Consider the following 13,098-nt stretch of genomic DNA (forward strand, 5'->3'; position numbering starts at 1 on the left):
CGGGTTGCTCAGTCACTGCAGGTGCTTCAACTTTAGCGGGTTGCTCAGTCACTACAGGCGCTTCAACTTCAGCTGATTCTTTAACCGCTTCAACTTTAGCCAAGTCTTCTACAGCAAATGCTTGTTCAACTTTTTCAGAAGCATCAACAGCGGTTTCTTGCGATTTAGCTTTAAGTTCAGCTTCATACTCAGCTGCAGCTTGATCTGCTACTGGTACAAATGCAGGTGTTTCGTCTGATTTGTTTTCAGAACCTTCACCTTCTGGTCGGCGGCGACGTTGACCAGATGCACGAAGATGACGAGGAGAGCGGCGTGAACGTGTACGTGTTTGCTCTTGTTCTTCATCAGATGCAGATGTTTCATCGTTAGAATCAACAACGTCAACTTTCTCTTCTTTAATATGCGCTGTTTTTTCTGCTGGAGCTTGCGTTTGCTTTTCTACAGTAGGCGTAACTTGCTCTTTAACTTGTGGTTTTTCATCACTTACCACAGTTTGTTCTGTTATTTTATCTACTGTTTTTGCTTGTTCAGCATTTTCGTCTTGTAAACGTACTTTTTTACGTAAATTACGTCGTTGACGGCGAACTTTAGGCTTCTGCTCTTTAGGCTCTGCAGCTTGTGCTGGTTTAGAATCAGTTTCTACTTCCGCCTTTGCAGGGGCTTCAGTTTTAACTTGATCTTTTTCTTGGTTTTTATGCTCTGGGCGCTTACGAGAGTTAGGATTACGACGGCGCTTGTTGCGATTTTCGTTTCTTTCCTGGTTCTCGTTAGTTACTGGTGAATCAGTTTTAGCTTCATCTTGATCAGTATTGCTGCGTTCAGCACGAGGCTTAGTGCGAGGATTATTTCGACGACGTTGATTGTTATTTCGACGGCGGTTATCGTTACCTCTGCGGTTATTACGTGCTTCTTCTTGCTGCTTTTCAGCGGCTTCTTTTTTCTCTTCTACCGTTTCAGTAGCAAATAACGACTTAAACCACTTAGTGATTGCTGTAAATAAGCCACCATTAGCTTTAGTCTCATTGGTCACTGGCTTAGCTGTTTGTGCAGGCGCTGCTTGTGGAGCTGGTGTAGAAGGCATTACTACACCTTTTAGCATTGGTTCTTCACGTACTGGAGTACTTGGAGATTTAGACATCTCAAATACTTCAGGCTCAGGCGCAATAACTTGTCCGTAACTTACCGTTTCAAGTGTTTCGTCTTTACGTAAACGCATAACTTCGTAATGTGGTGTTTCCATATGTTGATTAGGAATAATCACTACATCACATTTATGATGTTTTTCAATACGATGTACACTACGTCGTTGCTCATTTAACAAATAAGCGGCAACAGCAACAGGCACTTGTGCATTTACTTGTGTCGTATTGTCTTTTATTGCTTCTTCTTCAATTAAGCGAAGAATAGAAAGTGCGATTGATTCGTTAGAACGAATAGTCCCTTGTCCGCTACAGCGAGGGCATGGGCCTTGGCTTGCTTCACCTAATGAAGGACGCAAGCGCTGACGCGACATTTCAAGTAAACCAAAGCGTGAGATTTTGCCAATTTGAACACGAGCACGATCTGGGCGAGCAGCATCTTTTAAGCGATTTTCTACTTCACGTTGATGACGTGGAGGGGTCATATCGATAAAGTCGATTACAATCAAACCACCTAGGTCACGAAGACGTAACTGACGTGCAATTTCATCAGCAGCTTCTAAGTTAGTATTTAGTGCTGTTTCCTCAATATCACCGCCTTTTGTTGCTTTAGACGAGTTAATATCGATAGATGTTAATGCTTCAGTAGGGTCAATAACTATTGAACCACCAGATGGAAGACGCACTTCACGCTGAAACGCTGACTCGATTTGGCTTTCAATTTGATAATGTGTAAATAATGGCGTATCGCCTTGATAAAGCTTAACGCGGCTCATGAAATCAGGACGAAAACGCTCAATGTGCGCTTTAGCTTCTTCAAAAACACGTGGTTTATCAATTAATATCTCACCAATGTCGCGACGTAAATAATCGCGAATGGCGCGAAATATTACGTTACTTTCTTGGTGTATTAAAAAAGGCGCTTTAGCACTGTCGGCTGCTTGGCCAATAGCCTCCCAGTGTACTAATAATGCTTTTAAATCGTAGTTAAGTTCTTCAAATGACTTACCAACACCAGCAGTACGAACAATTAAGCCCATACCTTTAGGTAATTCTAAACGACCTAGTGCTTCTTTAAGTTCAGTGCGCTCATCACCTTCAATACGGCGAGAAATGCCACCGGCACGAGGATTGTTAGGCATTAGAACTAAGTAACTACCAGCAACGCTGATAAAAGTAGTTAACGCTGCGCCTTTTTGGCCTCGTTCTTCTTTATCAACTTGTACTATTACTTCTTGACCTTCTTTGATTACGTCGCGAATATTCGGACGACCATGAAAAGTGTAACCTGCAGGGAAGTAAGTACGGGCTATTTCTTTTAAAGGGAGGAAACCATGTCGATCAGCACCGTATTCAACAAATGCTGCTTCAAGAGATGGTTCAATGCGGGTTATTTTGCCTTTATAAATATTGGCTTTTTTCTGTTCGTGACCTGGGCTTTCTATATCTAAATCATATAGGCGCTGGCCATCAACCAGTGCTACGCGCATTTCTTCTTGCTGCGTTGCATTGATTAGCATACGTTTCATATTGTTACTCTACTTATTTATGTCGCTGACATGACGATGTTTTTATCGCCTGTTCAGTTGTTCCTATTTTTAGAATGTGCAGCCTCACGACTGGGTCTTTAACGGAACGGCTCTGTATTTTCGTACGCAGTATTTTAAATGCTGGCAAACAATAACGTGTATTACCGTTATTAAATTCTAAATGGTGTTAAAACAGTCGGCTTTTCAGCTACGTTTACATGTTTTACCCAGAAGTTGGCCTGTCATATCAATCTTACTAAATGTCATTCATATTAGGTGCGTAGGGCTCATTAAGTTGGTGAGTAATACATATTTATGTATCACTAATATCCATTTTAAGAGCAAAAGTTGCTACCAATGTTAATGAACGCTTATTTATTAGATTTTTTTAGTTCTAAATAAGCTGCTGTACGGTACTACAATAATTGAGCAAATGCTGAACGACGTGTTTTTACGTCGTCACTATCAGACAAATTATCTGTTCATTGCTTTCTCAATCGCATTAAAAACCACTTCATGTTCAAACTTAACCAGCAATATATTACGCGCATTGCCGTTAATTGATCGCACGTGTTGACTAGGTATGTATAAAAGCTTTGGAAAACTTAACTCGGATCTGTATGATCGGCTACCCAGAATGTGCATCACGAATGTTTTAATGTGTTAAAAAGCACCGTTGTTATTTGCAAATACTAAATATTTGCGCTGCTGATTATCCCACTATTATTACAGTGTTAGCAACTAAATTATTTTACTTAAATTAGTGATTAGGCAATGTCAGAAAAAAACGACTTACAAGTAACTTATGTCACGATCAATGAAGACCATTTAGGTCAGCGTATTGATAACTTTCTTATTACCCATTTAAAAGGGGTGCCTAAAAGCGCTATTTATAAACTTTTGCGCAAAGGTGAGGTACGCGTTAATAAAAAGCGTATTAAGCCTGTATATAAACTACAGCTTGACGATGTGCTTCGTATTGCACCTATTAGAGTTGCTGAGCGTGAAGAGTTTGTACCATCAAAACTAGATAAAGTAACTCGCCTTGAAAACGATATCTTATTTGAAGATAAATACCTTATCGTTATAAATAAACCTTCAGGCATGGCTGTTCATGGTGGCAGTGGTTTAAGTTATGGTTTAATTGAAGCTTTGCGCGCGCTTCGCCCAGAGGAGCGCAGTCTTGAGCTAGTTCACAGGCTTGACCGTGATACATCGGGTTGTTTACTTATAGCAAAACGTCGTTCGGTGTTAACAGCATTGCATGAACAGCTTCGTGAAAAAACAATGGAAAAAAATTATTGGGCGCTAGTTGAAGGGCAGTGGGACTCTAAAACTAAAAATGTAACCGAAGGGCTGCGTAAAAATACGCTTAAATCGGGTGAACGCGTAGTACGTGTAGATAACACTGAGGGCAAGCCTTCGCATACGCGTTTTAAAGTACTTGAACGTTTTAATGATTGCTCGCTTGTACAAGCGTCGCCTGTTACAGGTCGTACACACCAAATTCGTGTGCACACGCAGTGTAAAGGTCATCCAATAGCGTGTGATGATAAATACGGCGATCAAGGGTTTGATGAATCTATGCGTAAAGTTGGCTTAAACCGATTATTTTTACATGCACACGATTTAAGTTTTTATCATCCTAAAAACGAAACAACGATGCGTATTGAAGCGCCCCTTGATAAAACGCTTAAAAATACATTACTAAAATTACGAGACGCAAAACAGTGATTGCAGTGACGCCAATTAAAAAATATAAGCTCGTCATTTTTGATTGGGATGGCACCGTTATGGATTCAGTCACTAAAATAGTTAACTGTATTCGTAGTAGTGCTGAGTCACTTAATTTAGTGTCACCAAGTGATTTAGCAATTAAAAATATTATTGGTATGTCGCTTGAAAAAGCAATTGATGTTTTATTTCCTGATGATACCGCGCAGCATCAAGCGCTAATTAAAGGGTATAAACACCAATATAGTGTTGATACCACGCCAACTCCTGTATTTGCTAATGTTGTCAGCGTTTTAACTGCTTTAAAAAAGCAAGGTGCTGTTTTAGCTGTTGCCACAGGTAAAGGTAGGGATGGATTAGAGCGTTTGCTTGATCAAAGCCAACTTAGACATTTTTTTAGTGCAACACGCACAAGTGACGAAGCGCAATCAAAGCCTTCTCCAGATATGCTGTATCAATTACTTGAAGAACTTGGCATAAGCGCTCAAGAGGCCGTAATGATTGGTGATACTCAAATAGACATGACAATGGCAAAAGCTGCTGGCATGGATAGAATTGGTGTAACCATGGGGGTGCACAACGCACAGCAACTAAATAAGCTTAGCCCTGTTGCAACGGTAGATAATTATCTGCAACTGCAACAGGTTTTGCTTGGCTAATTTATTTAACTAGAACTTGTTTTGAGCGGTAAGTACATCAATACCAGACTCAGCCAGTAATTGGCTGAGTTTAATTAGTGGCAACCCAATTAAGCTATTAGGATCGTTTCCGCTTAACTTTTCAAATAAACAAATACCTAACCCTTCACTTTTAAAACTGCCAGCACAGTTATATGGCTGCTCTGCGTCGCAATAAGCACTAATTTGTGCATCACTGAGTGTTTTAAACGTCACATTAAACGGTTCAACACAGGTTTTTTTAGTGCCAGTTGCAATATCGTAAACACAAAGCCCAGTTAAAAATGTTACAGTATTCCCGCTAAATAAATTTAGTTGTTTTACGGCATTTTGTTTATTGTGTGGTTTACCTAAAATTTGATTGTTAAACACAGCGACTTGGTCTGATCCAATAGCTAACCCTTTGTTAAAGTGTTTATTAGCTGCAGAGGCTTTTAATTCACTTAAACGCTTAACCAGTTCGGTAGGTGTTTCGCATTCAAGTGCTGACTCGTCAACGTCTGGTGAAAATGTATCAAATGGTAAATTAAATTTTTGTAATAAAGACTGCCTAAAAGGCGAGCTTGACGCTAAAATAAGTGGGTGCTTCACGGACTGTTTCCCTAAGATAATTCAGATTGAGTTAGGATAAATCAGATCCGAGAGTAAAACACGTTAAAAACCAAGTAAAAATGGTTTTTTACTTTGACTAACAAACTAACTATCTATATGATGCAGCCCCTATGCAAAAGGTGAAAATTCCCATCACTCTTCATCCAGGCAAAGCAGCGCAGCACCGTTTAAAGTATGACGGAATTGTACCGCTTGAAAAACTTACTCGTTTAGAGAAAGTTGTGCAGGAAGAAGTAGGTGAAATAGCGGTAAAAATACATTGCAAGAATGATGATCAAGGTTTCGCTGTGATTAGAGGCAATTTGTCCACACACGTTACTGTCATTTGTCAACGTTGTAATGGTGATTTAGGGTTGGATTTGGTTCAAGACTTTGCATATTCACCAGTAGGTGAAGATACAGAGTTAGATATTTTTCCAGAAGACTACGATGAAGTAGCGCTTGATGAAAATGGTGAAGTTAACGTTTTTGATTTAATTGAAGACGAACTAATTTTAGCAATTCCATTAGTAGCTACCCACAACGAAGCTTCATGCAGTTATTCAGCAAAGCCTGCCAGCTTTGGTGTTTTAAAGGCGGAAGATGATAAACCTAATCCATTTGATATTTTGAAACAACTTAAGAAAGATTCTTAGGAGAAGACTATGGCTGTACAAAAAAGCAAAAAGTCTCGTGCAAGACGCGGCATGCGCCGTTCACACGATGCGATCAGTGGTCCAACTTTAACTGTAGATCAAACATCTGGTGAGACTCATCGTCGTCACCATGTGACTGCAGATGGTTACTACAAAGGCGTTCAAGTAATTTCTAAATAAGAGATTACTTATATGCTGAATGATCTAACCATAGCGTTAGATATGATGGGGGGCGATTACGGCCCCCGTTCATCTATTCCTGCTGCCGTTCACGCAGTAAACGCTCATGCCAATTTAACTCTCATTTTATGTGGCAATGAAGACGTTATATCTAAAGAACTCGAATCCCTCGATTCCTTACCTCATCCTAGACTCATAATTCGTCACTGTAGTGAAATAGTCACTAATGCTTGTGAACCTGCAATTGCTGTGCGTTCAAAAAAAGATTCATCTATGCGTGTTGCCCTTGATTTAGTTAAGTCAGGCGAAGCTCAAGCGTGTGTTAGTTCAGGTAATACTGGTGCGCTATTTTTTATGGCTCACTATGTGCTAAAAATGCTGCCAGGTGTAAAACGTGCTGCACTCATTTCATCCGTTCCTACAGAGCTTAAAAACCCAGTATATTTACTCGACTTAGGTGCTAATGTGCATTGCGATGCGCAAATGCTGTATCAGTTTGGCATTATGGGCTCTGTAGTTGCTGGCCAAGCACTTGGCTGCGATAACCCTCGCGTTAGCTTATTAAATATTGGCGCTGAGGATATTAAAGGTCACGATGATATTAAACAGGCTGCACAATTAATGCAGCAAAGCCCACATATTAATTACATTGGTTATAGCGAAGGAAGCGATATTTTTTCTGGCAAGGCTGATGTTATTGTATGCGAAGGTTTTGTGGGTAACGTTGCACTTAAAACATGCGAAGGCATTGCCAAGCTTATTATGAATAAGTTTACAGTTGCGCTCGAAAAGCACCTTTTATATAAATGTATGGCGTTTATATTGCGTCCAATAATAAAAAAACTCTATAAAAGGGTGAACCCCGACCAGTATAACGGTGCTTCTCTGGTAGGATTGCGCGGTATTGTCGTTAAAAGTCATGGAAATGCGTCAGCTAAAGCATTTCAAGCAGCAATTGATGAAGCGGTAAAGGAGGTTGAACGTCAACTTCCTGATAAAATAGCCGCTATTTTCGAAAAAACACATTCTAAAGACACGGCGGTTAATCAATAATTGATGTGCCGTGTATTTCATTATTTATTTGTTTAATTAAAAAGAGCAAAGTATGGCACAAAAAATTGCACTTCTATTCCCAGGTCAAGGCTCGCAAAGCGTTGGTATGTTACAAGAGCTACTAGAGAGTTCTGACATTGTTAAAGCAACATTTGCAGAAGCATCAGATGCACTGGGTTACGACTTAGCAGAGCTAGTTCTTAATGGCCCAGAAGAAAAATTAAATCAAACTCATCGTACACAACCAGCATTATTAACTGCAAGTGTTGCTATTTACCGTGTTTGGCTTGCAGCAAACCCAGATGCCGACGTTGTTATGGCCGGTCACAGCTTAGGTGAATATTCAGCACTAGTATGTAGCGACGTACTAAGCTTGAGCGAAGCTGTTAAGCTTGTTGAAAACCGTGGTTTATACATGCAAGAAGCTGTACCTGCAGGCGTAGGTTCAATGGCTGCGATTATTGGCTTAGGCGATGAAGAAATAAAAGCGGCGTGTGCTGCCTCAGCGCAAGGTGAGGTTGTATCTCCAGTTAACTACAATTCTCCTGGTCAAGTTGTTATTGCAGGGCATAAAGCGGCAGTAGATAGAGCATCACAAGCATGTAAAGATGCTGGTGCTAAACGCGCATTACCACTTTCGGTTAGCGTACCTTCACATTGTGAACTAATGAAGCCAGCAGCGGATAAGCTAGCAGCAGACTTAGCCGCTTTAGTATTTAATACACCTAAGTGTGATGTAATTAATAATGTTGATGTAAAAGCTGAATCGACCGCTGATGCAATTAAAGATGCACTAGTACGTCAACTATACAGCCCAGTTCGCTGGACAGAAACAGTACAAGCCTTGGTTGCGCAAGATGTAACGCAAAGCTACGAATTTGGTCCTGGTAAAGTATTAACAGGGCTTGCGAAACGAATTGATAAAGCAATGGTTTGTGGCTCAGTAAACGATGCCGCTTCAATCGCTGCAGCTAAATAAGAGTATATAAAATGTCTAATTTATTTTCTTTAGAGGGCAAAATTGTCCTAATTACTGGCGCCAGCCGTGGTATTGGTAAAGCAATTGCAACAACATTAGTTGCACAAGGTGCAAAAGTTGCAGGCACTGCTACAAGCGAGTCAGGCGCTGCTAAAATCAGTGAGTACCTGGGTGATAGTGGTAAAGGTTATGCATTAAATGTAACGGATCCTGCATCTATTGAAGCGACACTTGCCGCAATAAAAGCTGATTTTGGCGATATTGACGTACTTGTTAATAACGCAGGTATCACACGTGACAACCTATTAATGCGTATGAAAGAGACTGAGTGGGACGATATAATCGACACTAACTTAAGCTCGATTTTTCGTTTATCTAAAGCGGTACTTCGTCCAATGATGAAGAAAAAGAAAGGCCGTATTATCAATATTGGCTCAGTAGTGGGCACTATGGGTAATGCAGGACAAGCTAATTATGCAGCGGCTAAAGCAGGCGTAATTGGTTTTTCTAAGTCACTGGCGCGCGAAGTTGCATCTCGTGGTATTACAGTTAACGTAGTGGCACCTGGTTTTATTCAAACTGATATGACTGATGATTTAACTGATGAGCAAAAAGCAGCAACGCTTGCCAATGTTCCAGCAGGGCGTTTAGGTCAACCAGACGAAATTGCTGCTGCAGTGTGTTATTTAGCATCTGACGCAGCTGCGTATGTATCAGGCGAAACTTTGCATGTAAATGGTGCGATGTACATGGTTTAGTAGTCATAATATCGGCTAAATAATAAAATTAAGTTAAGTTAGTTAACTCAAAAACATTGAATTATTTGTGAACTTGCTTTAAACATACTTGAAATTGCTGTGAAAATAAGCGATAAAAGATAAAACTTACACTCAGAGGTTTGACCAGACAATTATTTATGGCCAAATCATTGAATCAGAGAATTATGCGGCGTAAACTACGCCGCAATCTGAAAATAACGCATTGGCGTTTTTAATAAAGGAAAGAAGAATGAGCGATATCCAAGAACGCGTAAAGAAAATCATCATTGAACAACTAGGTGTTAAAGAAGAAGAAGTTAAAAATGAATCTTCTTTCGTAGATGACTTAGGTGCAGATTCTCTTGATACTGTAGAACTAGTAATGGCTCTTGAAGAAGAGTTTGATACTGAGATCCCAGATGAAGAAGCTGAAAAGATCACTACAGTTCAAACTGCAATCGATTACGTTACAGCTCACGCTGAGTAATTAATCGCAAATTAAGGGCAGCATTCGCTGCCCTTAATCTATATATCCAAACCACCTCAAAGTTCGTGATTCAAAAACAAACCTTAACTCCCAATCTTAACTAAAAATTATTTTTGCTAGTGTTATGCGTTTTTAATCTATTTTGGGACTAGCACTTTGAGGTAGCTTGGGTATGATCATCCACCTTATAAAAATATCCCTTATTGGAGGCAAACCGTGGCTAAACGTCGAGTCGTCGTAACTGGCTTAGGAATGTTGACGCCGCTAGGTAATGATGTTCAATCAACCTGGCAAGGCTTATTAGATGGTAAAAGTGGTATTCAAACAATAACCCACTTTGATACATCAAAATTTGGTACAAAGTTCGCTGGTTTAATTAATGACTTTGATGCATCGGCTTATATGTCACCAAAAGATGCAAAAAAAATGGATTTATTTATCCAGTACGGCATTGCAGCGGGTGTTCAAGCTTTTGAAGATTCTGGCCTCGAGATAACAGAGCAAAATGCAACACGCATAGGTGTGGCTGTAGGTTCAGGTATTGGTGGTTTAACGCTTATCGAAGAAAACCACATTAAACTATTAAATAGTGGTCCGCGTAAGTTATCGCCATTTTATGTGCCATCTACCATTATTAATATGATTTCAGGTCATTTATCAATAATGCATGGGCTTCGTGGCCCAAATATTTCTATTGTAACGGCTTGTACAACAGGTTTGCACAACATAGGCCATGCTGCGCGTATGATTGCTTATGGCGATGCTGATGCAATGGTTGCCGGTGGCGCCGAAAAAGCCTGTACACCAATTGGTATGGGTGGCTTTAATGCTGCACGTGCACTATCAACCCGCAATGACGATCCACAAGCGGCTTCTCGCCCTTGGGATAAAGACCGCGATGGTTTTGTGCTTTCTGACGGTGCTGGTGTTGTCGTAGTTGAAGAGTACGAACATGCTAAAGCACGTGGTGCTAAAATTTATGCTGAGCTTGTAGGCTTTGGCATGAGTGGCGACGCGTACCATATGACATCACCACCAGAAGACGGTGCAGGCGCTGCCCTTGCAATGCAAAATGCATTAAACGATGCGCAAGTAAATGCAGAGCAAGTGGGCTACATTAATGCACACGGCACATCAACGCATGCTGGCGATAAAGCCGAAACTGCCGCTGTTAAATCTATTTTTGGTAATGCAGCTAAAGATGTAATGGTTGGTTCGACTAAATCAATGATGGGTCACTTATTAGGTGCTGCGGGTTCTGTTGAATCAATCGTTTCGATTTTATCGTTAACGGATCAAAAAGTATCGCCAACTATTAACCTTGATAACCCAGACGAAGGGTGTGACTTAGATTATATTGCGCACACTGCACGTGATGCAAAGCTAGACTTTGCACTGTGTAACTCGTTCGGTTTTGGTGGTACTAATGGCTCGTTGCTGTTTAAAAAGGTATAATCTTTTTTAACAACGAATCAAATTATAAGAGCTCAGTTGTTTAACTGGGCTTTTTTTATATGCCAAATAAAATGCAAACAATAATAGCAGTAGATCAAAACAGCACTTTAAGCACGTGTGACAGAGGCTTAAATTACGGTGACGGCTTTTTTACAACGGCTAAAGTTGTTGATGGGCAAGTACAGTATTGGGCTCACCATAAAGCGCGTTTGATTGAATGTGCACAGCGTTTGGGTTTTCCTGAGTTAGACTTTAATAGCCTTGAAAATCAAATTGCTCAGTATATAAAAGCTGCACCACTGAACGTGCTTAAAATACTTGTAACGCGAGGCGAAGGCGGACGTGGTTATGGGCTGCCAAGTGAGTGTAATATTACTATTTTATTGAGTGTATTAGATTACCCTAGTAATTACAGTGCGCTTACTAAAAAGGGTGTAAGTCTCGAAATAAGCCCAATTAAATTAGCTGCACAACCTCATTTAGCGGGTCTTAAAACATTAAACCGGCTTGAGCAAGTACTAGTTAAAAAAGCAATGCAAACGCAAAACTGCGACGATGTGTTAGTGCTTGATTACAATAACAATATAATTGAAGCCTCAGCAGCTAATATTTTTGCGATTAAAAATAAGTGTGTGTTTACGCCACTGCTTGATGAGTGCGGAATAAAGGGCGTTTACCTACAATCGTTATGTGCTAAATTACCAGTTGAATTTAAACGCGTGAAAGTAGAAGACTTAATCCAAGCAGACGCCGTATTTGTGTGTAATAGCTTAATGGGAGCAGTACCAGTAAAACGTATTGAACAACAGGTATTTAATACAGACGACAGCCACGCATTATTAACTAAATTATTAGCCAAGGAGGCTGAGTGTTAAAAGTTATTTTATCGGTACTCTTTTTAGCTGTTATAACCACTGCTGTTGGTTACCAGCAATTACAAGCAACAATAAATAGCCCGTTAAAGGTAGCTCAAAACACACAATTTGAAGTTAAGCATGGCACTGGCTTTAATAAGTTATGCCATCAATGGCAAGCTAAAAACTGGGTCGAAAGTTGCTGGCGCTATCAGGTAATTGCCAAATTAGATCCCACACTCACCGACTTAAAAGCGGGGCTTTACGAGCTAACAGCCGATAGTGTTATCAGTAATATAAAAAAATTAATCAAGGCCAGCAAGTCAGTTTTAGTTTTACCCTTATTGAAGGGCAAAACTTACGTGAAGTACTAAGTGCTATTAAAAAAGCCGATAATTTACAAAACGATTTAAAAAGTGATGAACTAAGTACACAAATACTGGGTAATAATATGCACTTAGAAGGCTGGTTATTCCCCGACACTTACCATTATCATAATAACGATACGGCAAGCGGTGTATTAAAACGTGCAGCACAGAAAATGCAGCAAACATTAGATGATGCTTGGCAGCAGCGCGCTGCTAATCTACCCTATAAAACAGCATACGAAGCACTAATAATGGCTTCAATTATTGAAAAAGAAACAGGCCTTGCTAGTGAACGTCCGTTAATTGCATCAGCGTTTGTTAATCGATTAAACACCAATATGCGCCTGCAAACCGATCCAACCGTAATATATGGCTTAGGGGAGAGTTTTGATGGAGATATTAAACGTAAAGATTTGCGCGATTATACGCCTTACAATACGTATCGAATTAATGGTTTACCGCCAACACCGATTGCAATGCCATCAAAAGCCGCTATTTTAGCTGCAGTTAATCCGCCGCAAAGTGAATATGTTTACTTTGTATCAAAAGGCGATGGTAGCCACCAATTTTCAACCACGTTAAAGCAGCATAACGCGGCAGTTAAAACGTATATATTAAATAAAAAGAATTAATATTTT

General features: G+C 40.1%; 12 protein-coding genes and 1 pseudogene. 11 read left to right on the plus strand and 2 right to left on the minus strand.

Features of this window, described 5'->3' with window-relative positions; all coding sequences use genetic code 11:
- The coding region (rne, locus tag P20495_RS20400; RefSeq protein WP_033015479.1) for a ribonuclease E at nucleotides 1–2,668 on the minus strand (2,668 nt) is incomplete at its 3' end.
- 774 nt (nucleotides 2,669–3,442) lie between these two features.
- Between rne and rluC the strand changes: the two genes are divergently transcribed.
- Nucleotides 3,443–4,402 carry a 23S rRNA pseudouridine(955/2504/2580) synthase RluC gene (gene rluC / locus P20495_RS12925; RefSeq protein WP_002962392.1) on the plus strand — a complete coding sequence of 320 codons (960 nt, stop codon included), beginning with the start codon at nucleotides 3,443–3,445 and terminating at the stop codon, nucleotides 4,400–4,402.
- The gene (locus P20495_RS12920; RefSeq protein ID WP_008135378.1) at nucleotides 4,399–5,061 is read left to right on the plus strand and encodes an HAD-IA family hydrolase; all 663 of its coding nucleotides are present in this window, start codon (nucleotides 4,399–4,401) and stop codon (nucleotides 5,059–5,061) included. The genes rluC and P20495_RS12920 overlap by 4 nt, the downstream gene beginning before the upstream one ends.
- Nucleotides 5,062–5,070: 9 nt before the next feature.
- Here the strand turns inward: P20495_RS12920 and P20495_RS12915 are convergent, their stop codons facing one another.
- Nucleotides 5,071–5,670 (minus strand): nucleoside triphosphate pyrophosphatase, encoded by a 600-nt coding sequence (locus P20495_RS12915; protein WP_008135381.1) that lies wholly within the window; start codon nucleotides 5,668–5,670, stop codon nucleotides 5,071–5,073.
- Between the two features lie 131 nt (nucleotides 5,671–5,801).
- Between P20495_RS12915 and yceD the strand changes: the two genes are divergently transcribed.
- The 9 genes and pseudogenes from yceD to mltG all read left to right on the plus strand — a co-directional run bounded on the left by yceD (nucleotide 5,802) and on the right by mltG (nucleotide 13,092).
- Complete coding sequence (yceD, locus tag P20495_RS12910) at nucleotides 5,802–6,326, plus strand: 23S rRNA accumulation protein YceD (RefSeq protein WP_007375269.1); 525 nt, start codon at nucleotides 5,802–5,804, stop codon at nucleotides 6,324–6,326.
- 9 nt (nucleotides 6,327–6,335) lie between these two features.
- Nucleotides 6,336–6,506 carry a 50S ribosomal protein L32 gene (gene rpmF / locus P20495_RS12905; RefSeq protein WP_002962381.1) on the plus strand — a complete coding sequence of 57 codons (171 nt, stop codon included), beginning with the start codon at nucleotides 6,336–6,338 and terminating at the stop codon, nucleotides 6,504–6,506.
- Nucleotides 6,507–6,518: 12 nt separating this feature from the next.
- Complete coding sequence (plsX, locus tag P20495_RS12900; protein WP_007375268.1) at nucleotides 6,519–7,559, plus strand: phosphate acyltransferase PlsX; 1,041 nt, start codon at nucleotides 6,519–6,521, stop codon at nucleotides 7,557–7,559.
- A 52-nt stretch (nucleotides 7,560–7,611) separates the two neighbouring features.
- Nucleotides 7,612–8,538, plus strand: a complete 927-nt coding sequence (gene fabD, locus P20495_RS12895; RefSeq protein ID WP_008135386.1) for an ACP S-malonyltransferase — start codon at nucleotides 7,612–7,614, stop codon at nucleotides 8,536–8,538.
- A gap of 11 nt (nucleotides 8,539–8,549) precedes the next feature.
- Nucleotides 8,550–9,296 (plus strand): 3-oxoacyl-ACP reductase FabG, encoded by a 747-nt coding sequence (gene fabG, locus P20495_RS12890; RefSeq protein ID WP_007375266.1) that lies wholly within the window; start codon nucleotides 8,550–8,552, stop codon nucleotides 9,294–9,296.
- A gap of 250 nt (nucleotides 9,297–9,546) precedes the next feature.
- Entirely contained in the window at nucleotides 9,547–9,783 is a 237-nt protein-coding gene (gene acpP, locus P20495_RS12885) for an acyl carrier protein (protein WP_002962377.1), read from the plus strand.
- Nucleotides 9,784–9,999: 216 nt separating this feature from the next.
- The gene (fabF, locus tag P20495_RS12880) at nucleotides 10,000–11,238 is read left to right on the plus strand and encodes a beta-ketoacyl-ACP synthase II (protein ID WP_008135390.1); all 1,239 of its coding nucleotides are present in this window, start codon (nucleotides 10,000–10,002) and stop codon (nucleotides 11,236–11,238) included.
- Nucleotides 11,239–11,297: 59 nt separating this feature from the next.
- Nucleotides 11,298–12,113, plus strand: coding sequence for an aminodeoxychorismate lyase (gene pabC, locus P20495_RS12875; protein ID WP_007375264.1), 816 nt, complete (start codon nucleotides 11,298–11,300; stop codon nucleotides 12,111–12,113).
- Nucleotides 12,107–13,092: pseudogene (gene mltG / locus P20495_RS20405) on the plus strand (endolytic transglycosylase MltG). Before pabC ends, mltG begins: the two are co-directional and overlap by 7 nt.
- Nucleotides 13,093–13,098: the final 6 nt, after the last annotated feature.

Origin of the sequence: Pseudoalteromonas sp. BSi20495 (assembly GCF_000241185.1) — a bacterium.
GTDB lineage: Bacteria > Pseudomonadota > Gammaproteobacteria > Enterobacterales > Alteromonadaceae > Pseudoalteromonas > Pseudoalteromonas fuliginea.

Coding starts and splice junctions, on each gene's coding strand:
- rluC (WP_002962392.1), top strand. CDS start 3,443: ATGTCAGAAAAAAACGACTTACAAGTAACTTATGTCACGATCAATGAA.
- yceD (WP_007375269.1), top strand. CDS start 5,802: ATGCAAAAGGTGAAAATTCCCATCACTCTTCATCCAGGCAAAGCAGCG.
- rpmF (WP_002962381.1), top strand. CDS start 6,336: ATGGCTGTACAAAAAAGCAAAAAGTCTCGTGCAAGACGCGGCATGCGC.
- plsX (WP_007375268.1), top strand. CDS start 6,519: ATGCTGAATGATCTAACCATAGCGTTAGATATGATGGGGGGCGATTAC.
- fabD (WP_008135386.1), top strand. CDS start 7,612: ATGGCACAAAAAATTGCACTTCTATTCCCAGGTCAAGGCTCGCAAAGC.
- fabG (WP_007375266.1), top strand. CDS start 8,550: ATGTCTAATTTATTTTCTTTAGAGGGCAAAATTGTCCTAATTACTGGC.
- acpP (WP_002962377.1), top strand. CDS start 9,547: ATGAGCGATATCCAAGAACGCGTAAAGAAAATCATCATTGAACAACTA.
- pabC (WP_007375264.1), top strand. CDS start 11,298: ATGCCAAATAAAATGCAAACAATAATAGCAGTAGATCAAAACAGCACT.